Raw genomic sequence first — 22,945 nt, forward strand, 5'->3', positions numbered from 1 at the left:
ACTGAAGAGCATGAGGACGGATGCCGTGGTGATGCTGGTTGAGGACGTTTACAAGGGCACCTCGAAGCCCAAAACCCGTAAGAAGCGGGTGGCGAAGAAGGCTGGCTCGGCCAGGTCGTAGCCGCAGCCCCACCACTGAGGGGACTCGCTCCCAAGGGTGTGGCCGGGGTGTCACTGACCAGCAGGGACAAGGGAATCGATGAGGGCCTCGATGCGGGCCCTGATGTCGTCGCGGACCTCGCGGACGGTTTCGATGCCTTGGCCGGCCGGGTCGACCAGGACCCAGTCCTCGTAACGCTTGCCGGGGAAGTAGGGGCATTCATCGCCGCAGCCCATCGTGATGACGACGTCGGAGGCGGCGACGGCGTCGTCGGTGAGCTTCTTGGGTTGTTCTCCGGTGATGTCGATGCCGACCTCGTTCATGGCTTCGACGGCGACGGGGTTGATCTGGTTGCCGGGCATGGAGCCGGCGGAGCGAACGTCGATTTCGTCCCCGGCGAGGTGGGTCAGGAACCCAGCGGCCATCTGGGAGCGGCCTGCGTTGTGGACGCAGACGAACAGGACGCTGGGTCGATTGGTTTCGGTCATGTGGATGTCCTTCGTAGTCAGAGGTTCAGGTCGCGCAGGAGGCTGGTGATGCGTCCTTGGAGGTCGTCGCGGATGTCGCGGACCTGGTTGAGCGTGGCGCCGTCGGGGTCGGCGACGTCCCAGTCGAGGTATTGCTTGCCCGCGAAGATCGGGCACGTGTCACCGCACCCCATCGTCACGATGATGTCGGCGGCGTGTAGCACCGTGTCGGTCAACGGCTTGGGGTAAGCGGTCGTCAGGTCAATGCCACGCTCGGCGAGCACCGTGATGGCCTGGGGGTTGATTTCGCCGGTCGGCGCAGATCCGGCCGAACGGACGTGAACGCGACCGGGTGCGAGGTGTTCGGCGATCGCGGCCGCCATCTGAGAGCGCCCGGCATTGTGGACACACACGAACAGGATCTCCGGCACTGCCTTGAGTCGTACGCCGCTCGCTTGAGCTTCGGCGGCCAGCAGTTCGGTGGCATAGCGGCGCACGAGGATCGGCAGATAGGTGTGGATGGCGGCGTTCGGTTCTAGTGATTCGCGGGCGGTCGTGACTGCACGCTCAACGTGGGCGCGGTCGAAGACGCCGTCGTAGGCATAGGTCAGGTCATCGACGGTGGCTTCGTGCGCAGTGGGGGCGGTGCCGTCATGGTGAAGGGTGCTCATGTCTGGTCTCCGGTGGGGGTGAAGAAGCGGCGTGACCACAGGGCCACGTAGATCAGGCCGACGAGGACGGGCACTTCGATGAGGGGGCCGACGACGCCAGCGAGTGCTTGGCCGGAGGTGGCGCCGAAGGTGCCGATGGCGACCGCGATGGCGAGCTCGAAGTTGTTGCCGGCCGCGGTGAAGGCGAGCGTGGCGGTCTTGGCATAGCCCAGGCGCAAGGCGTGGCCGACGAACATGCCGACGACGAAGGTGATCGAGAAGTAGAGCAGGAGTGGGAGCGCGATGCGTACGACGTCGAATGGATTGCTGGTGATGGCGTCGCCCTGCAGCGCAAAGAGCAACACGATTGTGAACAGCAGGCCATAGAGCGCCCAGGGGCTGATGCGTGGCAGGAACGTCTCCTCGTACCAGTCACGGCCCTTGGTCCGTTCGCCCACCACGCGGGTGAGGAAGCCGGCCAGCAGTGGGATGCCCAGGAAGACAAGCACGCTTGCGGTGATCGCGCCGATCGAGAACTCGGCGCTCGTGGTCGACAGGCCCAGCCAACCGGGGAGCGTCTGGAGGTAGAACCAGCCCAGGGCAGCGAACGCGAAGACCTGGAACACTGAGTTGATCGCGACCAGTACGGCGGCGGCCTCACGGTCGCCGCAGGCCAGATCGTTCCAGATCATGACCATCGCGATGCAGCGGGCGAGGCCGACGATGATCAGACCCGTGCGGTATTCGGGCAGGTCGGGCAGAAGCAGCCAGGCGAGAGCGAACATGAGCGCTGGACCGACTAGCCAGTTCAAAACAAGTGACGCGCCGAGCAGCCGGCGATCACCCGTGACGCGGCGGGTCTCGTCGTAGCGGACCTTGGCCAGCACCGGGTACATCATCACCAGCAAGCCAATGGCGATCGGCACCGAGATCGACCCGACGGTGAACGACTCCAACGCGTCGACCAGCCCCTGCCAGGTGCGTCCGAGGATGAGACCGGCCGCCATGGCGACGCCGATCCAGACAGCCAGGTACCTGTCGAGCGTCGAGAGCTTGGCGATGACGTCGGCGTCGTTGCTCGGCGTCTGGGTCTGTTGGGTCACGGTGGTCCTTTGGTGGCTGGGCGTTCACGGGGTTGTTCACCCCGCGTTCACATCCATCGATGAACGTCTATCAAGACAAACAGTAGCGGTCCATCGACGCTTGTCAATGCATGGGTCATACTGGGGCCATGGCCACTGAAGTGATCGAAACTCTTGACCCATGCTGCGCGCCGATCGTCGGTGAGGCGATGAGCGTCAACAGCGCGGTGACGCTCGCGGCCAAGTTCAAGGCCCTCGGTGACCCGACGCGCTTGCGGCTGCTGTCGATTGTTGCTGCGCACGAGGACCGCGAGGCCTGCGTCTGCGACCTGACCGAACCGGTCGCTTTGTCGCAGCCGACCGTGTCGCACCACCTCAAGATCCTGGTCGATGCGGGATTGCTCACACGAAGCAAGCGGGGCACCTGGTCGTTCTATGCGTTGGTGCCCGGTGCGCTCGATCAACTCGCGGAGGTGCTTCGAACGCCTGCTGTGACGAGCTGAAGTATCCGGCAGCAACCGAAAACAGTACGGGCTCTACATACGCAGCTGGTCCAGTACGACGCGGGTCGTATCGCGTGCGGTCCGCCCAGCCCCAATCAGGGTCGCTGACGCTGCGCCAGCCCAGTCGCCGTACCCGATCAGGTGCAGCCGTGGTTCATCCAGGGACTGGGTGCCTGCTGGCCCGCCGAGGCGGTAGTGTCCGTCCGCGGTTCCGAGGTGCAGACCTCTGAGGTGCCCGAGTGCGGGCCGGAACCCGGTGCACCAGATGATGACGTCGACCTCATGGTGGGTGTCGTCTGGCCACACCAGGCCAGTCGGCGTCAGGCGGCTGAACATCGGGACGGCCTTGAGTGCGCCACGCTCCCGAGCAGCACGGACGCTGGGAACCATGACGATGTCACCCAGACCTCCGACACCCGGGTGATCGGTTCCATCGCGCAACGCCTGAACCCGCTGGGTTGCCGCGGCGAACAAGGCGCGACCGTCGACCTCGTCGGGCAAAAAGCGTGGCGGCCGGTTGGTCACCCACAAGGTGTCGGTGATCGCTGAGACTTCGGCCAGGACCTGTGCTCCTGAGTTCCCGCCACCCACGACCGCGACCCGCCGTCCGGTGAAGTCCTCGGGTCGGCGGTACTGCACGGTGTGCAATTGCTGTCCGGTGAACGTGTCCGCGCCCGAGTAGTGCGGCCAGAAGGGACGGGTCCACGTGCCAGTAGCCGAGACGACCATACGGGTAGACACGTCGCCCTGCCTGGTGCGGACCACGAGGGGATGGGTCGGGTCGTCGTCGGCCGACCGGCCGACCGCGGTGACCTGACAGGGTCGCTGCACTGCCAATCCGTAGCGCTCTTCATAGCGCCTCAGGTAGTCCACGACGTGGTCGCGAGTGGGAAATCCCCTGGCGGCGTCGTCCCAAGGCGGCATCATCCACCCCGGAAGTGACGAGTGCGTCGCGGGGGAGAAGAGCCGCAGCCCGTCCCACATGCGTGACCAGGCGCCGCCGGGTTGTTCGGCTGCGTCAAGGATGGCGAAGTCATCGCCGGGCACCAGGCCGGCCCTGCGCAGGTAGTAGCCGGTGGCCAGTCCTGCTTGTCCGCCGCCGATGACGACGACAGCCACGTCGTCCGGAAGGGAAGGTGTTGTCATCTGGCGGATCAGTTGATGTCGCTGCGACGTTCCAGCATGACGGTGTCACGCCAGACGCCATCGAGCTGAGCAACGCGAGCCCGCACCGCCAGGGTGCGGTACCCGGCGGAGCGGTGCAGCGCGAGGCTGGCCCTGTTCTCCGGAAAGATCGAGGTCTGCAGCGTCCACAGGCCAGCTTGGTCGGCTTCGGTGACCTGGGCGAACAGCAATGCCTTTCCGACGCCACGACCGCGAGCGGTCTCAGTGACATAGACGGAGGTCTCGCCCACTCCGGCGTAGCACGCGCGCTCCGAGACGGGCTGGATCGCCGTCCAGCCCACGACCTGGCCGCCGAGTTCGGCGACCCACGCCATCCCCGGCAGCCACTTGCTGCGTAACTGCTCGGCGGTCGGGATCGCGGTCTCGAAGGTGGCGTTGCGAGTGGCAAGGCCTTCGGCATAGATGGCGAGGACAGTGGCCATGTCCTCGTCGACCACCGGACGTGTTGCCACATCGACTGGAAGATCCGAGGGGCAACAAGGCGGTGCAGACAACGTGCCCATCACGACGTCGGCAGCATGCGGCAATCCGGTGCAACAAGCCGGATTGACCGAAACCATGCTGGAGGTGCCGACCTTGTCGACCACGACGAAGCCGACCTTCCTCAACACCTGGCAGTGGTGAGAACAGGTGGACTGACTGATGCCGAGCGCTTCGGCCAGGTCGCCGATCCGCATCGCCCCCGAGGGCGAGGTCGACAGGGTGTGGAGCAGCTGCACCCGAGTGGGGTCGGCGAGCAGGGCGAACCACTCAGCAAAGTGCTCCGCGTTCGTGCGGTCAAGACTGAGCGCTGCAGGGCCAGAGATGGTCATGACCGAAGAATACCTTGCATCCATCGATCTAGGTCGATACTGTTTCTCTATCGACGTCCGTCGATGCAAGACGACTGAGGAGTTTGAGATGCAGCTACCCGTGATCATCATCGGGGCCGGACCCATCGGGTTGGCCGCGGCAGCGAACGCCGCCGAGCGCGACATGGACTTCCTCGTCGTCGAAGCCGGTGGCGATGCCGGAGCGGCTGTGGGGGAGTGGGGCCACGTGCGACTCTTCTCCTCGTGGCTGGAACTCATCGACCCCGCCGCCCGTCGACTCCTCGAAGCCACCGGCACGTGGACCGCCCCCGACGACAGCGACTACCCCACCGGTTCCGAGTGGCGCGAGGCCTATCTCCAGCCGCTGGCCAACCTGCTTGACTCGTTCGCAAACGGAAGCGTGCACTACAACACGCAGGTGACGGGCGTGAGCCGCGCCGGACGCGACCTGTTGGTCGACTCCGGACGAGAGAATGACCCCTTCGCTGTGCATGTGCACGGGCCTGAAGGCCACCAGAGACTGTTGGGCAGCGCGGTCGTGGATGCCTCCGGCACCTGGACCAGCCCCAACCCGCTCGGCGCCGATGGCTACCCCGCACGGGGGGAACGCGAGCACGCGGACCACATCAGCTACGGGATCCCCGACTTCACCGACACCGCGGTCGCTGCGCGGTACGCCGGCAAGCACGTCGCGGTGGCAGGCAAGGGCGCCTCGGCCCAAGGTGTGCTGATCGGACTGGCCCAGCTCGCCGAGCAGGACCCCGCTACCCGCGTCTCGTGGCTGTTGCGACGCCCCAGCGTCGGAGATGCCTTCGGGGGAGGCGACAACGACCAACTCGAACAGCGCGGCAAACTCGGGCAGGACGCAAAGGCAGCCGCTAGCAGCGGCTTGGTCACCAACATGACCCAGTTCCGCACCGAATCCGTCAGCGCCCAGCCCGACGGACGGCTCACGCTCGGCTCCATCGACGGTCAACAGGTCTCTGACGTCGACGAAATCATCGTCGTCACCGGCTTCCGTCCCGACTTCAGCTTCCTCTCCGAAGTACGCCTCGACCTCGACCCCGCCCTCGGCTCGGCACGGTTCCTGGCCGAACTGGTGCACCCGGACCACCACAGCTGTGGCGACGTCCCCGGACACGGATACCAGGAACTGGCCCAGCCCGAGCAGGGGTTCTACGTGGTCGGCATGAAGTCCTACGGCCGCGCCCCCTCGTTCCTGGCGATGACCGGGTTCGAGCAGATCCGCTCCGTCATCGCCGCGCTCGCCGGCGACCTCGAAGCAGCAGGCCGGGTGGAACTGGTGCTCCCCGACACCGGCGTCTGCAACGGCGCCGGTGCCTTCGATGCCCCCGACGCAGTCGCCTCGGCCGGTGGCTGCTGCGGAGCCCCGGCATCCGAGCCAGAGCTGATCAGCCTGGGCCGCCCCGGCCAGTGAGACCCGCAACGGCCCCCCGGTGCGAGACGGTCGCGGGGTGACCGGAACCTGGACCGACGCCCAGTCGGTCGACCCGCAGCCCGGAGCCCTCGACAGCGACGGGCTGCGGCGCGTGGTCGCAGTGCTCAGCACCGTCCAGATCGTCTCCTGGGGCGTGCTGTACTACGCCTTCGCGGCACTACAAGGTGCCATCACCGCCGACACCGGATGGTCCGGAGTTGCGGTCACCGGAGCCTTCTCGCTCTCACAGTTCGTCTCTGGCGGTGTCGGCATCTGGGTCGGTCGACACCTCGACGCCTTCGGTCCCCGCAAGGTAATGACCGCCGCTTCATTGGTCGCGATCCCCGGCATGGCCACGATCGCGCTGGCGCCCAACCTGCCCCTGTTTTACATCGGCTGGGTGCTGACCGGGGTCGCCATGGCCGGCACCCTGTATCCACCGGCGTTCGCAGCGCTGACCCACTGGGGAGGAGCGAAGCGGGTTCGCGCCCTGACAACCCTGACCCTCGTGGCCGGCCTGGCCAGCACAGTGTTCGCGCCGCTCGCCTCAGCTCTGGAGAGCTGGCTGGGATGGCGCCAGGCCTACCTGGTCCTCCTCGCAGGCCTGGTCCTCATCACCGTTCCGTTGCACTGGTGGGGACTGGACCGTCCGTGGCGAACTGACCCAGTCGGGGCAGAGAGCATTGCGAGGGGACCGGCGAACGCCGAAACTCAGGCCGACAATGTGGCTCGCAGTGTCCCGTTCCTGCTTCTCACGATCGCCAATGCCATGACGGCCCTGGCTGTCTTCGCGGTGGTCATCAACATGGTGCCCATGCTGGTCGAGCAGGGCATGAGCCGAAACCTCGCGGCCGTCGCACTGGGGCTGGGAGGAGTCGGGCAGGTGGCCGGACGTCTGGGATATGCGCGATTCGCCGCGGCCACGTCGGTGACCGCACGTGGAGTCATCGTCTTGGCTGCCGTGGCCATCGGCACCGCTGCTCTCGCGTTGGCGCCGTACTCGGTCGGGGTGCTCATCGTCCTCGGAATGGTCCTCGGCCTGGCCCGTGGCATTTACACGCTTGTCCAAGCCACTGCCGTAACCGATCGATGGGGCCCGGCCGCCTACGGCAGACTCAACGGCATCCTCACCGCGCCCGCATTGGCCGCATCAGCTGTTGCGCCGTTCGCGGGCGCAGCGCTGGCGTACTTGCTGGGTTCTTACGCTGCCGGGTTCCTGGTGCTCGCCGGGCTGGCCGCGGTGGCAGCGTTACTGATGTTCGGGGCGATGCCGAGGCAACAAATTCCACCGATTCACTCGGACAAAGTCGTGTAGCCAGCCTCGGCGCGAGTCCGGCGGCCCGCTCGCCCCACGTGAGCGACTGATCCAGCAGGAAGCCGCCGAATGGCGTGAGAAGCTGGTTGGTTCCGAGGTAGCTATCGACGAGGTTCCAAGGCGTTCCGATAGAGTTGGAGTCGTCCGATGGGAAACCTCCTCAACAAGCCGAGGTTTTCCAGAGGGACCAGAGGATTGCGGTAGCTGGGATTGGGCCTCCGATCCTGTCCAGAGGGTTCCGGTCCAAGTCCGCGCCTATGAACCCAGGCGATGCCGTTGCGCGCCTCCCCTCATCGAGGTCGCGGGCATCCCACGAGTGCTCGCTTCACCCAAGTGTCGCTTGCAGGGCATTTCAAGCCCACCTGAGGTCCAGTTCGACGGCTGGGACGAGGTCCAGTCGGGCGATTGGCCCTGCGGATGGTGGACGCCGGTCTACGAGACGCGCGAGCGCGGGCTCCAAGAGGCTTACGGGTGGCCGACGTTTGTAGGAGATGTTCATGACGCCAACTCACAATCCCATCGCTGGGCGAGTGGTGCCGCGCTCTGCTGAGGCCTGAGGTGCCATGAACGCCTCCGCTGCTCGCTCCGTCGAAAGGGACTTCGACGTCTCCCACTCGCGAGGGTGCATGCCGGTCTGGACGGCTGCGGCCACGAGATTGGCGAGGGCGTACGGGCTGTCTTGGGGGACTTGGTCGAGCGCGCACCAAGCCAGGGCGCCGTTTCCGTTTTGCCAGGCCGCGAATCCCAGCAGCGAGGCGGGAGCAGCGCGGACTTCATCGGGCGCCCTGCTGGTCAGGTCTGTCCATGGCGCGACGTGCGAGCCGGAGTTGGCGCGGTCGATGTCGTTCCAGAGGGTGTCGCGAATGGGGATGGATTCGACTGCCACGAGGACACGGGCTGCGTCACCGTCGGTGAGACGGAGGCCGTCCGCGTGGAATTGTTGGAGGCGCTCGAGTGCCCACGGTCCTTCGCGTCGAGGTGTGCTCTGAGCGGAGTCCACCCGCGTCTCGGGCAGGAGTTTTGCGACTGGCTCGCGGTCTCCGATCAGTGACGCAGCGAGTGCGTCACGGTTGTTCGCTGGCTGTGCTCGCCCGGCCAGCACGGTCGTGGCGGCCAGTCGATCGCGAGCTGATTCCGTCTGAAGGCCGGAGTCGCCGCTGTCGATGTCATACCAGTGGGTGTCGTCGGCCGACAGCCTCAAGGGCGTGTCGATACCGATGCTGGCGAGTCGGGCGGCGAGGTCGTGGCCGATGAGTTCGGCGGTCTGTTGGTCGTGGGTCATGCAGACGATGGCGACGCTGGCGCCCGGTTGGGCGTAGCGGCCGAATGCGCCGCGGATGGCGCCCCAGACCTCGTTGCGTTGGCTGGCAGTGGTGGGTAGGTCGACGCGGGCGAGGGGGAGATCCGCGCGGAGAGGTACGAACACGATCGACTCCTCGGCCTTGAACCCGAGCAGGTGCGGAATGGCGGCGATCAGTTCGTCGGGGAGTGGATGGAGAGGGTCATACCTGTCAGGTGCGCGGTCCGATCCAGAGGCTGAAAGCCCTCAGATCAGATGTCGTAATAGTGATCGGCGCACCCTTCGTGGCGCGACAGGATTTCGGCAAGGCCTTGCGGGCCTTTCTGTCGCCGTCTGGATCTTGTCGGTGATCCCGTTCGCAGTGGCGCTTGATGGAAATATACCCATGGGGGGTATACTTTCATGGTATGAGTGCGCATCGCGATGATCAGCACGAACACCGTACGGATGAGGCGGGCCATCATGCCGGCCATCAGGGAGGTAGCGGAGACCTTCGGGACGCCCCTGGGGATCACGAACATGGCCCCTCTGCGCACAAGGGCCACGGCGAGCACCACGAACACGGCGGCCACTCCGGGCACGCCGACCACGCGGGCCAGTTCCGACGCCTGTTCTGGATCATGCTGGTCCTGGCGGTCCCTGTGGTGGCATTCAACGCGATGTTCGCCCACCTGGTCGGCTATCACCTACCAGATGGTGAATGGGTCCAGTGGGTCTCGCCGATCCTGGGCACAGTGCTCTACGTCTGGGGCGGCTGGCCGTTCCTGACGGGCGCGGTCTCGGAGATTCGGTCGCGCACGCCCGGGATGATGTTGCTCATCGGGTTGGCCATCACTGTCGCGTTCGTGTCCTCGTGGGGCTCCACGCTGGATGTGTTGGACGATCAACTGGACTTCTGGTGGGAGCTGGCCCTGCTGGTCGTGATCATGCTCCTTGGGCACTGGATCGAGATGCGCTCGCTGGCCCAGACCACCTCCGCGTTGGACTCCCTGGCCGCGCTGTTGCCCGATGAGGCCGAGAAGGTCGACGGCGACGCCGTCGTGAAGGTTGCTCCCTCGGACCTGGCAGTGGGCGATGTGGTCATCGTTCGCCCCGGGGCAGCGGTCCCTGCCGACGGCAAAATCGTGGACGGCAGCGCGAGCATGGACGAGTCCATGGTCACCGGCGAGTCCAAGACCGTACGCCGAGAGGTGGGAGAGTCAGTGGTCGCTGGAACGGTCGCCACCGACTCCGGCTTGCGGGTGGAAGTCACCGCCATCGGTGATGACACCGCGTTGGCTGGCATCCAGAAGCTTGTCGCGGATGCGCAGGCTTCCTCCTCGCGTGCGCAACGGATCGCCGACACCGCAGCCGGCTGGCTGTTCTGGTTCGCGCTGGGCTCCGCGGTCATCACCGCCATCGTGTGGACACTCGTCGGGCTGCCCGATGACGGCGTCGTACGCACGATCACCGTGCTGGTAATCGCGTGCCCGCATGCACTGGGCCTGGCGATCCCACGCGTGGTGTCGATCGCGACCGAACGCGCGGCTCGCGGTGGCGTGCTGATCAAGGATCGCCTGGCGTTGGAATCCATGCGCACGGTGGACGCCGTGCTCTTCGACAAGACCGGAACCTTGACCAAGGGCGAGCCGACCGTCACCGGCATCGAGCCAATCGATGGGTACTCCGAAGACGCGGTCCTGTCACTTGCTGCCGCAGCCGAGAGCGACAGCGAGCACCCGCTCGCAAGAGCGGTGACCGGCGCTGCGAAGCACCGGAGCCTGGACGTTCCGGCGTACGCGGAATTCTCGTCCTCACCGGCAGTTGGCGTCCGCGCGAGGGTCGATGACTCCGTGGTTGAGGTCGGAGGACCGTATCTGTTGGAGCACCACGGACTGCCGGAGTTGCCGATCGCCGACAAGTGGCGCACCGAGGGCGCCATCATCTTGCACGTCGTCGCCGACGGTGAGGTGATCGGCGCCCTGCGCCTGGCCGATGAAATCCGCCCCGAGTCACACGACGCAGTGGACGCGCTCCATGCAGTGGGCGCGCAGGTCGTGATGATCACCGGTGATGCCCAGGCGGTCGCTGAAACAGTCGCTGCTGAACTCGGCATCGACCGGGTGTTCGCCGGTGTGCGGCCCGAAGACAAGGCAGCCAAGGTTGCCGAACTCCAGCGTGAAGGCCGGAAGGTGGCCATGGTCGGCGACGGCGTCAACGACGCTCCAGCCCTGGCGCAGGCCGATGTTGGTATCGCTATCGGCGCAGGCACAGATGTGGCGATCGGCTCGGCCGGGGTGATCCTGGCCAGTTCGGATCCGCGTTCGGTGCTGTCGATCTTCGAACTGTCGAATGCGGCATACCGCAAAATGAAACAGAACCTCTGGTGGGCAGCTGGATACAACCTCATCAGCGTTCCCCTCGCCGCAGGTGTCCTGGCACCGGTCGGTTTCGTGTTGCCGATGAGCGTCGGAGCGATCTTGATGTCCGCCTCCACCGTCGTCGTGGCCCTGAACGCGCAACTCCTACGCAGATTGGACCTGACGCCTGAACAGAGCGCGGCGAGGACTCTGAACCGCGCGGCGTCCAACTGAACGCCGCACCCCGTCCATCTGACCCACATCCAGTGAAGTCACCTACCGTCCCCAAAGGGAGGCCAACTAGACTGCTGGCGATGACCCGAAACGCTCGCTGGAGCGCCCCGCACCGACCTGCAGCACGCCTGCTGGTTCTTGTGGGCGTGTTCTTGGGACTGTTCGCCATGCATGGCCTCGGCGGCCACGGCACCGCGGGACACGCGGTGAGTGACACAGGCGCAACGCAGATGACGCTCATGGCTCACGCAGGAGATGTGAGCCATGCGAGCGAGACCGCTCCAGAGCAGGCCACGCTGAGTAGTGCCGCCGAGCCGGATGACGACGGCAACGGGGCCATGACGATGGTGGGCCTGTGCCTGGCTGTCCTGCTCGTGGGGCTCTTGCTGCTGCGGCTCCTGCGCGGGCCACCCCGCGGATTGGTCTTCCTTCGAGGACGTGCTCCAAGGTCGGCCCCGATCCCGCAAGCCGCCGCGCGCGATCCAGATCCTCCTTGCATCTACAAACTGTCGGTCCTACGGAACTGATGGGCGCCCGACTCGACTGTGCCCCAGGCGCGGTCGAGTCCTTGGCATGCCCATCACGTTTCCCAACAGACCAACAAGGAGCATCAATGATCAAGAAGCTTGCAGCATTATTTACAGTCGTGTTCGCCCTGGCTCTGCTCACCGCATGTGGCAGTGACGACGAACCCACACCCGAGACTCACACTGCTTCTGACGGAAGCAAGTTCAACGACGCTGACGTCACCTTCGCCACCGACATGATGCAGCACCACGCCCAGGCACTGTCGATGGTTGACATGACTCAGGGCCGCGAGCTGGATCCTGAGGTAGCCGAGCTCGTCGAGGGCATCCGTGCGGCACAGGCCCCCGAGATTGAGCAGATGGTCGACTGGCTTACCCAGTGGGACAAGCCCATTCCCGAGACTTCGCGCGACCACGCGAACGCGCACGGCGACATGGAAATGGACGCTGACATGCCAGGCATGATGTCGGCCGACGACATGGCCAAACTCGAGGCTGCCAGCGGCGCTGACTTCCAGCGGATGTGGCTGGAAATGATGATCGAGCACCACGAAGGTGCCATCGAGATGGCCAAAACAGAACAAGAACAAGGCGTCTTTGGGCCCGCGGTCGAACTCGCAGAGTCGATCGCGACATCGCAAGACACCGAGATCACGACCATGAAGGGCCTGCTCGGGTCCTGATCGCCCCTTGGGGTCGACCACCTATGTGGTCGGCCCCAACCCCAACCCTTCATGCCTTGATCGACAGGAACAATCATGCTTGCCCGCAATCTGCTCGCCAGTTTCGCGATCAGCGCGCTCATCCTGACCACCGGTTGCGCCGCTGAAGAGGAACCCGCCGCGCCCGCCACATCGGAGGTCCAGTCGCTGGGCCACGTCCACGGCCTTGGAGTCAACCCAGGTGACCAGATGCTCTATGCCGCGACCCACTTCGGAGTCATCCGCATTGGTAATGACGGTTCCCTGGCCAGGATCGCCGATCGATGGCAGGACACCATGGCGTTCACCATCATCGGGCCCGACCACTTCCTGGGAAGCGGCCACCCCGACATGAGGGAAGACCTTCCACCTCATCTCGGAATGATCGAATCGACTGACGCAGCCAGCACCTGGTCGAGCGTTTCGTTGAAGGGCGAGGCTGACTTCCACGCCCTCGACGTGGTGGGAGACCGTACCTATGCCTTCGACTCGATGACTGGCAGGCTGCTGACCGCGACAGATCGCAAGAACTGGTCGGTCGTGGCAGAGGAACCGGTCATTGATCTCGTCATCAACCCCTCAAACACACAAGAGGTCCTCACCTCATCGCCTGAAGGGAAACTGCAACTGCGTGGAGTCGACTCGACCTCGATCACTCTCGACTCTGCACCTCCGCTGGTCTTCCTGGGATGGCCCACGTCGGATCAGCTTGCCGGACTCGCCGCTGACGGATCGGTCTACTCCAGCAACGACCAAGGGGAGACCTGGGCTCGTGTTGGCCGAGTTCCGGGGGACCCGGAAGCATTCGACGTAACGGGGCAGCAGTGGCACGCCGCCACGGATCAGGGCATCTACCGATCCGAGGACGTCGGAGGCACCTGGGTGCCCTTGATCCAGGTCATCTCGTGAACCGACAGCCAGGAGCACACCGCGCACGCCGCGCACGCCGAGCACGCGGCGCGCGAGCCGATGTCGGCCGGCGCCGAGCGAACAGGCCACGCGCTGTTGGCAGGCGTCGAGCAGACAGTGCACGGCCACACCACCGAACGACCCGAATCCTGCTCGGCCTCGCGGTTGCAACTGGCGTCATCGCGCTCACCGGCGTGCTCACGTTCTGGAACTCGTCGCAACCAGCACCCGCCAACACGACGAAATCGTCATTGGCCGACACGCCGCCGTCGCCGGCGACGGCGCCTTCGCGGCCCTCGCCCATTGCGCCACCGGCCACGCTGACACCTCAGGTGCCGCAATCAGGGACAGGAAAGTTCATGCTCGCCAGAAGCGCGGGGGCCAGCACTGGACCTGCACCATTGCGTTACTCCGTAGCCGTGGAAGAAGGGCTCGACGTTGACCCGGCCGAGTTCGCCAAAATCGTCGACCAGACGCTTGCGGACGACAGGGGATGGCGAAGCGTCGGCGACCACGAGTTCGAACGCGTTGCCAGCGGCGAAGAGATACGCATACTGCTCGCCACACCTGACACCGTCGATCAACTGTGCGCGCCCCTCGACACAAAAGGAGAAGTCTCGTGCCGAAACGAGGACCGGGTGGTGATCAACGCCAAGCGGTGGTTCTTCGGCGCAGAGCCGTTCCAGCGGCCACTTCGTGAGTATCGCCAGTACGTCATCAACCATGAGACAGGACACGCGCTCGGATACCCCCACCAGTCCTGCCCGCAACCCGGGACGCCCGCCCCCGTCATGCTGCAGCAGACCCTCAGGATGGAGGGTTGCTCCCCGAACCCCTGGCCCGCAGATGGCCCGCCCCACTAGCCAGCTCCCCATCAAAGGAACACGTACGTGAGAAGAAGCATCAGAAACCTCGTCAGCACCTTCGGCCTTGTAGCCGCGTTGGGCCTGACCGCCTGCTCGACTACCGACGACAGCTCTGACACCACCGCAACCGGCGCGGCCGGGTCCGCAACAGGGGCAACCGCCGCAGACGCAGATCAATTGCTCAGCGCGCATGGCATGAGCGGGATGGATGACGTAGTCGAAATCATTGACCACCTCGACCGGCTTGGTGGATCAGAGCGGCCACAAGACCTGATCGCATCCGTGCGCCCTGACCAACTGGTGCTGTCGTCCGGTGGCGACGAGGTCAGCATCGCAATTCCAGACGATGCCTTCTACCTCTCGGTCGCGCCATACGTCAATCAAACCCACGAGTGCTACAACCACTCGCTGACCACCTGCACGGGAGAGCTCGCCTCCACTGAGGTCGAGGTGCAGATCGTCGACGAAACCAACGACGAGGTCCTGGTGGAGAAGACAGTCACGACGTTCGAAAATGGGTTCGTTGGCTTCTGGCTGCCCCGCGACATCAAAGGCACCATAAAGATCACCCACGACGGCAGGAGTGGCGAAGCGGACATCGCGACAGGCACAGACGATCCCACCTGCCTCACCACAGTGAGATTGGCCTGACCCAAACTTGGGCCGACCCGCTGCGCTGTCGGCGGTCCCATCGTCCGATGCCTTGCTCACGAATCGATCACCCTCCACTTACCCTCCGGATTCAGCCAGCCCGAGTACGAACTGATCGGGTATAGTCGGAGGTGTTCGAGACAGCAGACACCGCATCAATACAAGCGATTCGGCTGTTTCCCGCAACGTTCGGTAGCAGTCGGAATCGCCCTGTGTGATTCCAGAGGTCGCAGGTTCAAATCCTGCCCCCGCTACAATGAAAGGCCCGCTTACCAGCGGAAACGCTCGGTAAGCGGGCCTTTCGCTTTCCGTGAGTCACGCCAAACCCTGACAAAATCCCTGACAGTCCGCGCGGAAATCGTCCGAACGTCCCTTGCGTCGGGCAGAATGATCCTCGATGAATCAGGCACCGCGATGAGCAACGAGCTGAAGTCCCTCTTGGCGCGCGTCGCCGACCGCGACCAGGGCACTGCCGACGAGCTTCGCCGGCACATCGAGTCCCTGCAGAATGCCGACGCGATCATGGACCGCATCGTGCACAACACCATCTGGGTCGACACCGGCAACCACAACATGCGTGAACACGCCTCGATGAACCCCTGAGAAAAGCCGTTGGGGGTCAGTGGCCCCCAAGCCCGCCTCCGCTGGCCCCCAACGGCACGATCACCGGCTCCCAACCACACGATCCAGTGGTCCCCAAGCCTTCAAATACTCACCAGCGCGATCCTGGACCAGATCAACGCAGCCCCAGCTGCTTGACAGCAATAGGAGCATCCACTCCACGGGACGTCACCTCGCGTTTCAGCGGATTGGTCAACCCGCACGGCGGAGACGCATTGCAAGTAGAACCCGGCGGTACTGCATCCACTCCCATCGTGTCGTGTTAGCGAAGGGTGGGATCAATCAGATGCTTGGCCCCGGTGGACCGAGAGTTGTAGTCGCGGAGGGTGTCGAGGTTCAGGGCTCCAGCAAGCGAGATGGTTGCAGCGTAGTGACTGGCGAAGGTCGTCGTCAGTTCATCCACGACTCGTGCATGCAGCCGGTCTCTCGACTCTTGGTCCAAGGTTTCGAGATAGGGCGGCATCAAAAAACCGGACAAGTTCCAAGCGAAACCGATGTTGGGCGGAACCGTGATCGGCGAGGAATCCAATCGTCCGTAAATGTAGACATGCGAGACCCTGCCCGACCCATAACGTGAATACTGCGCCATCTTCTGGGTGGCCGCCATCTCCATGGCCGTAAGGATCTGGCCTGCCAGCGGACCGCCGCCGACGGCATCGAACCCAAGCGTGGCACCTGTCTCGGAGAGTGCGACCACGAGCCGCTCGAACCAATCATCGGCGCAGGTGTTGATCACGTATTGAGCACCTTCTTCACGGAGTAGATGCTCCTGCTCGCCAGTGCGGACAACATTGATCAATGGCAGGTTGTCTGCGATGCAGATCCGATTCAGCATCCGGCCGAGATTGGACGCAGCGGCGGTATGAACAATGCCGTGGTATTCGCCTGTCTTGGCAATTTCGGCGAACGAGAGGGCGGTCAGAGGATTGACGTAACTCGCTGCCGCGGCCGCTGGCGAGGTGCCGTCCGGAAGGATCATGCAGGCGCTCGCGGGAAGAGTCCGGTACTCCGTGTACATTGCGCCGCCCAGGCAAGCAACGGTGTGTCCCAACAGAGCCTGAGCTTCCGGGGAATCTCCGGCGGCGACAACGGTTCCAGCCCCCTCCGTGCCAACGGCCATCGCGACGCCAGCTCTGGATTTCAGCGTTTCGCGCCCGTGATCCGGGATGGGGGCCGTGATGGTTGGCGATTGTTTGGTCCCACCTTGGGTAGCCCGGGTCAGATCTGCGGAAGCCAGCAGGAGACCGAGGTCAGAGGGATTGATCGGGGTTGCCTGGATGCGAACTATCACCTGGTCGGCCTTGGGAGCCTTGATCGGCCGCTCAACGAGGAACAGCTCAAGGTCGCCATCGTGCGTGACCAAGCTTCGGATCTGACGAGTGTGTTCGGGGTGAGTGAGACTCATGGACGGCTCCTATGCATGCGACAGTGTCTATGTCGCCCAGCATAGGTGATATCTGGCGAGACGCTGCCGAGGCCGGCAGGCGATCAAAGGCTATGTTGATGGACATATGCTCTGCCGCGCTGTACGGTACTGACTCAGGCCGCGTGGTGTGGCTCACAATGCAACTAGGAATGGAGACAGGAACGTGCAGCGTCTGGACTGCCGAGCGCTTGAGCTCAGCGCTTTGCCTGGCAAGGTCACCTTTCCGTCGCAGCCCACTGGATGTCGCCGGGATCTGGCGGCGTCATCATGATGATTCGGGTCTTGCGGAGGGTTGGCGTCTCGGCTGTTTCCGTTCTCCTCGTGGTCTTGGTTGTGTTCTTGTTGATGCAAGCTGCTCCCGGCGATGCTGCTGAGGCTGTCGTCGGAAGCAATGCGACGCAGGAAGAAGTGGATGCCGCACGTGAGCGGCTGGGCCTGGATCGGTCCATGGCCGTCCAGTTCGGGAGTTGGTTGCTCTCCGCCGTCCAAGGTGACTTCGGCACCTCGCTGTACACGGATCGCTCCGTGGCCGAGTCCCTGATGCAAGCAGCGCCAGCCACCATCTCGATCTCGATCGTAGCGATTCTGCTCGCTGCTGTGCTTGGTGTCACAGCGGGAACGCTGGCGGGGCTTCGACGCGATAGTTGGATTGATCGGGGCGTGTCCTTGCTAGCCACCTTGGGGATCGCGATGCCAAGTTTCTGGGTGGGATTGCTCTTGGTGTCGATCTTCTCGTTCCAGGTCAACTGGCTACCCGCGACCGGTTATGTGCCGATCACCGAAGGCCTTGGGGAATGGTTGCGCCACATCATTCTTCCAGCCGTCGCGCTAGCGCTGGCGATGACCGCAGAGATTGCCCGTCAGACGCGCGGTGGTGTGGTGGACGTCCTCTCTCGCCCCTACGTCTTGGCTGCACGGGCGCGCGGAGCGAACGGTGGGTGGCTTGTCCGCAAACATGTCCTCCGCAACTCCGCAATCCCAGTGGTCACGGTATTCGGGTTGCAGTCGGCGTCCTTGTTGGGAGGTGTTGTGATCATTGAGGCCGTCTTCGGTGTCTCTGGCTTGGGGACCCTCGCCATCACGGCCGTGGTTCGTCAGGACTATCCAGTGGTCCAAGCCTATGTCGTCCTCGTCGCCGTCATCGTTATCACCATCAATCTGATCGTTGATGTGTCGTACGGCTGGATCAACCCGAAGGTTCGTTCATGACTACATCGCATTCAATGCCCGTCCCCTTGCCGGCGAGCAGGCGGCGTCCAGGGCTCCGCGTCCTGCGTCAGATCGTGCGGCGGCCCGCGGGGGCCATCAGCTTGTGCCTCTTGGTCGGCTTGGTCTTCGTCGCAGTCTTCGCGCCCTTGATCGCGCCGTACGACCCCTATGATCAGAGCCTTCGGGACCAGTTCCAGGGACCGAGTTCCGAGCATTGGCTAGGCACGGACGATTTCGGACGTGACGTGCTCAGCCGACTGATCTATGCCACTCGCATCGTGGTCATCGCTCCCGTCGTGGCGGTGGGGCTCGCCGTGCTTGTGGGACTTCCCTCTGGCCTGTTCGCTGGCTATCTTCGAGGCCGGGTGGACGCGGTGCTGTCGCGTATCGCCGACGCGCTCTTGAGCATTCCTGCCATTGTCGCGGCGATTGCCATCGTTGCCGTTCTCGGTCCTGGCATCGGGACAACCATGATTGCCATCGGGCTCGTGTTCGCTCCGCGGCTCTTCCGGATCGTCCGTGGCGCCACGCTGAGCGTCGTTGAAGAGGGTTACATCGATGCGGCGCAATCGATCGGCGCTTCCACCAACCGTGTCGTTTGGGTGCATTGCCTGCCTAATGTGCTCGCTCCACTACTCGTTCAGATCACCCTGATGATGGGCTTCGCGCTGCTGGCCGAGGCGGGGCTTAGCTTCTTGGGCCTGGGCGTCCAACTGCCCCAGGCGAGTTGGGGGTCCATGCTCAAGGCCGCCGCTGACCAGCAGTTCCGTGCCCCGTACGCCGTGATCCCGTCCGGCGTGTGCCTCACCCTCACGATTCTCGCGTTCAACACCCTCGGCGACGTGGTGCGAGACGTGACTGGAGATCGGAAGACGTCATGACTCTCAGCGACCCTGTCAGCAAGACAGGCATCGAAACGGTGCTCTCTGTCGAGGGCCTGCGCCTGGACCTCCTGGGTTCGCCCGGCCAGCCCGGGCTGGTCGACGACGTGAGCTTCGAGGTTCGCGCCGGGGAGACGGTGGCCCTGATCGGCGAATCCGGGTGTGGCAAGTCGATCACTGCGCTCGCCATCCTAGGACTCCTCCCCGCGGTCGTGGCTGTTTCGGCGGGCACGGTCTTGATCGCAGGTGAGAAGACAACAGGAGCGAAGGCGCGGCGCCTGGCCGCGCTGCGAGGCTCGAGCGTCGGCACGGTCTTCCAGGATCCGATGTCGAGCCTGAACCCCACGATGACCATTGGTGCCCAGATTGCCGAGTCCAGGCAATTGCATCTCAAGGAATCGCGGAAGGTCGCGACGGAGAAGGCGATCGAGCTCCTGGAGCTCGTGGGGATTCCCAACCCGCGAAGCAGGGCGGCGGCGTACCCGTTCGAACTGAGCGGCGGGATGCAGCAGCGAGCCCTGATCGCTGCTGCCGTCGCCTGTGAGCCGCAACTGCTCATCGCGGACGAGCCGACAACCGCACTGGACGTCACTGTCCAGGCCGAGATCCTTGAACTTCTGAAGAGCATCCAGGAGCGAAACGGGATGGGGGTGCTTCTTGTCACTCATGACCTGGGAGTGGTGGCGGGCGTCGCTGACCGTGTGGTGGTGATGTACGCCGGCGAGACCGTCGAGCAGGCACAGACCGAAGATCTCTTCGCCTCTCCTGCTCACCCCTATACGAGGGCGCTGTTGTCCTCGGTTCCTCAAACTGGCAAGCGGCTGAAACCTCTACCGATTGTTCCCGGGAGAGTCCCTCCGGCAGGAGCCTTTCCACAGGGGTGCCGATTCCAAGACAGGTGCTCCTACATGGTGCCTTCCCTCTGCCTTGACGGGACCATCCCGGTGGCGCAGGTGCACCCCCATCACGAGAGCCGGTGCTTGCGCATCGATGAGGTAGTTCGATCGGAGAGGACGCCATGACGTCGAATGAAGCATCCGTCGTACCAGGAAGGCTGGAAGTGGCGAGCGAGGGGACGAATGCTGATCCGGTGTTCAGCGCTGACGGGCTGAGCAAGGCCTTCCCAGTGCGCAGCAACACCGTGCTCGGAAGGCGACGCTTCGTGCATGCCGTCGACTCGGTCTCGTTGGGTGTTGCCGAGGGCCAGACGGTGGGCGTGGTGGGAGAGTCCGGCTCGGGCAAGTCAACGTTGGGGCGCCTGATGACCAAGTTGCTCGCCGCCGATGAAGGGAAGCTGACCCTCGGTGGCCGAGACGTCACGCGTCTGCAGCGTGCGGAACTTCGCGATTTTCGTCGTGGTGTCCAGATGATCCACCAGAACCCCTACGGATCCTTGGATCCCACCAAAACTGCCGCGCATGCCATGACCGAGCCGCTTCTTGTGCACCGTCTCGCAGGACGCAAGGCACTTCCCGCTCGTGCGGAGGAACTGGCCGAGCGAGTGGCGCTGGACCCGCGGCTCGTTCACCGTCTGCCGGAGCAAATGTCGGGCGGCCAACGTCAGCGCGTGGCTATCGCCCGCTCGCTCTCGCTCTCGCCCAAGGTCCTCGTTGCCGACGAGCCGACCTCGGCACTAGACCTCAGTACTCGCTCCGAGATCCTCAACCTGCTGTTGCAACTGCAGGAAGAACAGGGCTTGGCGTTGGTCCTGATCTCCCACGACTTCGCAACGGTACGACACCTCTCCCACCAGATCGCGGTCATGTACCTGGGCCGGATCGTTGAACGTGGACCGGCGGCGAGTGTGGCCGAGAACCCGAAGCACCCCTACACCCAGGCACTGCTCTCCGCCGTCCCGGTCGCGGATCCGATTGTGCAGCGTTCGCGCCAACGCATCGTGCTCGATGGTGAGATTCCCAGCCCGGACGACGTCCCGACGGGCTGTCGATTCCGGACTCGTTGCCCGGTGGCGATGCCCGAGTGCGCACGACTCGATCCACCCGTAGTCGATGTGGGCGGGGGACACCAGGTGGCCTGCCTCTTGCACGAACCGGCTCTGTCAACCACCGCATCCAACTGAAGTTCTAGAACCGCTGGGCGCTACGGGGAAGCCGGTGCAAGGCGCAGACCAGCGAGCAAGGCGTCTTGGGAAGAAATGTCAATGCTCCATCTCCTAGTAAGGATTTAGTCATGAGACGATCAACACTCCGTGCGGTGGTCGCTACCACGGTGCTTGGACTCGTTGCAGCTTGCGGTGGGACGAGTTCTGGTGGGGGCGACACCCCCGCCGATGTCGAGCCCGGAACGGGCAAGGTCGTGCGGTGGGGTACCACGACGATTCCGACGTCGTTGGACCCGGCGGCGAGCAGTGCGGCGCAGACCGTTTACATGAGCCTGATCTTCGACACGCTGGTCGATGGCGAGTTGGATGGGAGCCTGAACCCGGGCCTCGCGACTGAGTGGAGCATCTCTGACGACGCCCAGACGGTCGACTTCACCCTGCGCGAAGGAGTCACGTTCCAGGACGGGACTCCCTTCAACGCCGACGCAGTGGTGGCAACCATGGATCACTTCATGGAATCGGGAAGTCTGTTGGCGGGGGCTTTGTCGATGATTGACACGGTCGAGGCCGTCGACGACACTCACGTCCGATTCGTGACCAACCGCCCGGCGGGAGATCTCCCGAACGTGATGGCGGGATTCGCCGGCATGATCGTCAGCCCGGCGAGTCTGGAGGCCGGCACCACCAGCACGGACCCCGTGGGCGCGGGGCCCTTCACGGTTTCGGAGGTCACCGATTCCAACATCACCTTTGACTACTGGGACGGCTACTGGGCGGCTGACCAGATCATCCCCCGCGGAGTCGAGGTCAGCATCTACACCGATGATTCGGCTCGGATGAATGCCCTCAAGTCAGGGCAGATCGACGCTGCTCTTATTCGCCCCAACCAGATGGCAGAAGCCGATGCGGCCGGGCTCATGACGTACGACGAGGCCGCGCCCACGGCGTACGGTCTGGCGATCAACGCGGATCACCCGGTGTTGGGCAATGCAGAGGTGCGCAAAGCCATCTCGAATGCCATTGACCGAGAGAGCATCAGCGAGTTCCTGCTGGATGGCAGGTGCACGGTGACAGCACAGCCCTACCCCAAGGAGCATGTGGCCCACGACGACAGCATCGACGAAGCGCCGTACGTGGCGTATGACCCGGATGGTGCCCGCGCAACTATCGCAGCCGCTGTCCCGGGTGGACTCTCCCTGACCATCTTGGCCCCCAACGTGACTGCGTACCAGCGACTCGCCGAAGTGCTTCAAGACCAGTTGTCGGACGTCGGCATCGAGACGAAGGTGGAGGTCATCGACTACGCGGATCTGCTCGGAAGGCAGCGTGCGGGTGACTATGAACTGATCGTGACCCTACTCACCTCATCGGGCCCCGATGTGGCCACTTGGGCCGAGCAAAACTATGTCGTGCGGCCCGGCTCCGGCGAGTTCATCGATCCGCAGATCCCTGAGTTCATCGCAGAGTCGCGCAGCAGCGTCGATCCGGCCGTCCGAGCAGAGGCATTCGGGAAGATCACCGAGACCGCGCTCAATGCCGGGACCAACCAGGTGGTCGTCTGCCTGCCGTCCAACACGTTCGCCAGCGCGGCCAACGTGACTGGATTCAAGTCGAATGACCCGAGGCGTATGAACGTGCCGTAAGTCGCAGGAATCCCGCGGTGAGGG

Annotated in this window: 23 protein-coding genes; 15 read left to right on the forward strand and 8 right to left on the reverse strand. The window is 64.3% G+C overall.

Annotated elements, in window-relative coordinates:
• Window positions 1-171: 171 nt before the first annotated feature.
• From Q9R27_RS18275 to arsB, 3 genes are read right to left on the reverse strand one after another with little or no spacing between them, the layout of a single operon-like run.
• Window positions 172-588 (reverse strand): arsenate reductase ArsC, encoded by a 417-nt coding sequence (locus Q9R27_RS18275; protein ID WP_311253841.1) that lies wholly within the window; start codon window positions 586-588, stop codon window positions 172-174.
• A gap of 17 nt (window positions 589-605) precedes the next feature.
• On the reverse strand, window positions 606-1,277 hold the full coding sequence (locus Q9R27_RS18280) for an arsenate reductase ArsC (protein WP_311253842.1): 672 nt from the start codon (window positions 1,275-1,277) through the stop codon (window positions 606-608).
• Entirely contained in the window at window positions 1,235-2,320 is a 1,086-nt protein-coding gene (gene arsB, locus Q9R27_RS18285; protein WP_311253843.1) for an ACR3 family arsenite efflux transporter, read from the reverse strand. The genes Q9R27_RS18280 and arsB overlap by 43 nt, the downstream gene beginning before the upstream one ends.
• A gap of 128 nt (window positions 2,321-2,448) precedes the next feature.
• Here arsB and Q9R27_RS18290 point away from each other — a divergent pair, with 128 nt between their 5' ends.
• On the forward strand, window positions 2,449-2,802 hold the full coding sequence (locus tag Q9R27_RS18290; RefSeq protein ID WP_311253844.1) for a metalloregulator ArsR/SmtB family transcription factor: 354 nt from the start codon (window positions 2,449-2,451) through the stop codon (window positions 2,800-2,802).
• A gap of 33 nt (window positions 2,803-2,835) precedes the next feature.
• Here the strand turns inward: Q9R27_RS18290 and Q9R27_RS18295 are convergent, their stop codons facing one another.
• Together Q9R27_RS18295 and Q9R27_RS18300 are read right to left on the reverse strand one after the other, a co-directional pair.
• Window positions 2,836-3,921, reverse strand: a complete 1,086-nt coding sequence (locus tag Q9R27_RS18295) for an ArsO family NAD(P)H-dependent flavin-containing monooxygenase (protein WP_311253845.1) — start codon at window positions 3,919-3,921, stop codon at window positions 2,836-2,838.
• A gap of 35 nt (window positions 3,922-3,956) precedes the next feature.
• Window positions 3,957-4,964: a helix-turn-helix domain-containing GNAT family N-acetyltransferase gene (locus Q9R27_RS18300; protein WP_397220118.1), complete on the reverse strand. Its 1,008-nt coding sequence runs from the start codon at window positions 4,962-4,964 to the stop codon at window positions 3,957-3,959.
• Between Q9R27_RS18300 and Q9R27_RS18305 the strand changes: the two genes are divergently transcribed.
• The gene (locus Q9R27_RS18305; RefSeq protein ID WP_311253846.1) at window positions 4,888-6,237 is read left to right on the forward strand and encodes an FAD-dependent oxidoreductase; all 1,350 of its coding nucleotides are present in this window, start codon (window positions 4,888-4,890) and stop codon (window positions 6,235-6,237) included. The two genes, Q9R27_RS18300 and Q9R27_RS18305, sit on opposite strands and share 77 nt — an antisense overlap.
• Before the next feature lie 37 nt (window positions 6,238-6,274).
• On the forward strand, window positions 6,275-7,552 hold the full coding sequence (locus Q9R27_RS18310; protein WP_311253847.1) for an MFS transporter: 1,278 nt from the start codon (window positions 6,275-6,277) through the stop codon (window positions 7,550-7,552).
• A 508-nt stretch (window positions 7,553-8,060) separates the two neighbouring features.
• Here the strand turns inward: Q9R27_RS18310 and Q9R27_RS18315 are convergent.
• Window positions 8,061-9,029, reverse strand: a complete 969-nt coding sequence (locus Q9R27_RS18315) for a DUF4192 domain-containing protein (RefSeq protein WP_311253864.1) — start codon at window positions 9,027-9,029, stop codon at window positions 8,061-8,063.
• A gap of 74 nt (window positions 9,030-9,103) precedes the next feature.
• Complete coding sequence (locus Q9R27_RS18320; protein WP_311253848.1) at window positions 9,104-9,538, reverse strand: hypothetical protein; 435 nt, start codon at window positions 9,536-9,538, stop codon at window positions 9,104-9,106.
• Here Q9R27_RS18320 and Q9R27_RS18325 point away from each other — a divergent pair.
• From Q9R27_RS18325 to Q9R27_RS18355, 7 genes are all read left to right on the forward strand, one after another.
• A complete protein-coding gene (locus tag Q9R27_RS18325) occupies window positions 9,512-11,425 on the forward strand; it encodes a heavy metal translocating P-type ATPase (RefSeq protein ID WP_311253849.1) in 1,914 nt (637 codons plus the stop codon). The genes Q9R27_RS18320 and Q9R27_RS18325 overlap by 27 nt on opposite strands.
• Window positions 11,426-11,505: 80 nt before the next feature.
• Window positions 11,506-11,952 (forward strand): DUF6153 family protein, encoded by a 447-nt coding sequence (locus Q9R27_RS18330; RefSeq protein WP_311253850.1) that lies wholly within the window; start codon window positions 11,506-11,508, stop codon window positions 11,950-11,952.
• 86 nt (window positions 11,953-12,038) lie between these two features.
• Window positions 12,039-12,635: a DUF305 domain-containing protein gene (locus tag Q9R27_RS18335; protein ID WP_311253851.1), complete on the forward strand. Its 597-nt coding sequence runs from the start codon at window positions 12,039-12,041 to the stop codon at window positions 12,633-12,635.
• A gap of 75 nt (window positions 12,636-12,710) precedes the next feature.
• Window positions 12,711-13,562 (forward strand): F510_1955 family glycosylhydrolase, encoded by an 852-nt coding sequence (locus tag Q9R27_RS18340; protein WP_397220122.1) that lies wholly within the window; start codon window positions 12,711-12,713, stop codon window positions 13,560-13,562.
• Window positions 13,563-13,894: 332 nt separating this feature from the next.
• Entirely contained in the window at window positions 13,895-14,425 is a 531-nt protein-coding gene (locus tag Q9R27_RS18345; protein WP_311253865.1) for a DUF3152 domain-containing protein, read from the forward strand.
• Between the two features lie 27 nt (window positions 14,426-14,452).
• The gene (locus Q9R27_RS18350) at window positions 14,453-15,079 is read left to right on the forward strand and encodes a CueP family metal-binding protein (RefSeq protein ID WP_217996835.1); all 627 of its coding nucleotides are present in this window, start codon (window positions 14,453-14,455) and stop codon (window positions 15,077-15,079) included.
• 414 nt (window positions 15,080-15,493) lie between these two features.
• Window positions 15,494-15,682 carry a hypothetical protein gene (locus Q9R27_RS18355; protein ID WP_311253853.1) on the forward strand — a complete coding sequence of 63 codons (189 nt, stop codon included), beginning with the start codon at window positions 15,494-15,496 and terminating at the stop codon, window positions 15,680-15,682.
• Window positions 15,683-15,962: 280 nt separating this feature from the next.
• Here the strand turns inward: Q9R27_RS18355 and Q9R27_RS18360 are convergent, their stop codons facing one another.
• Window positions 15,963-17,105, reverse strand: a complete 1,143-nt coding sequence (locus Q9R27_RS18360) for a hypothetical protein (RefSeq protein ID WP_311253854.1) — start codon at window positions 17,103-17,105, stop codon at window positions 15,963-15,965.
• A 288-nt stretch (window positions 17,106-17,393) separates the two neighbouring features.
• Between Q9R27_RS18360 and Q9R27_RS18365 the strand changes: the two genes are divergently transcribed.
• From Q9R27_RS18365 to Q9R27_RS18385, 5 genes are all read left to right on the forward strand, one after another.
• A complete protein-coding gene (locus tag Q9R27_RS18365; protein WP_311253855.1) occupies window positions 17,394-18,335 on the forward strand; it encodes an ABC transporter permease in 942 nt (313 codons plus the stop codon).
• A 14-nt stretch (window positions 18,336-18,349) separates the two neighbouring features.
• Window positions 18,350-19,216 (forward strand): ABC transporter permease, encoded by an 867-nt coding sequence (locus Q9R27_RS18370; protein WP_311253866.1) that lies wholly within the window; start codon window positions 18,350-18,352, stop codon window positions 19,214-19,216.
• Complete coding sequence (locus tag Q9R27_RS18375) at window positions 19,213-20,238, forward strand: ABC transporter ATP-binding protein (protein WP_311253856.1); 1,026 nt, start codon at window positions 19,213-19,215, stop codon at window positions 20,236-20,238. Before Q9R27_RS18370 ends, Q9R27_RS18375 begins: the two co-directional genes overlap by 4 nt.
• Window positions 20,235-21,296, forward strand: coding sequence for an ABC transporter ATP-binding protein (locus tag Q9R27_RS18380; protein WP_311253857.1), 1,062 nt, complete (start codon window positions 20,235-20,237; stop codon window positions 21,294-21,296). Before Q9R27_RS18375 ends, Q9R27_RS18380 begins: the two co-directional genes overlap by 4 nt.
• 308 nt (window positions 21,297-21,604) lie before the next feature.
• Window positions 21,605-22,921 carry an ABC transporter substrate-binding protein gene (locus tag Q9R27_RS18385; RefSeq protein ID WP_311253858.1) on the forward strand — a complete coding sequence of 439 codons (1,317 nt, stop codon included), beginning with the start codon at window positions 21,605-21,607 and terminating at the stop codon, window positions 22,919-22,921.
• The last annotated feature ends 24 nt before the right edge of the window (window positions 22,922-22,945 follow it).

The sequence above is a fragment of the Nocardioides sp. AE5 genome, from assembly GCF_031844485.1.
Lineage (GTDB): Bacteria > Actinomycetota > Actinomycetes > Propionibacteriales > Nocardioidaceae > Nocardioides.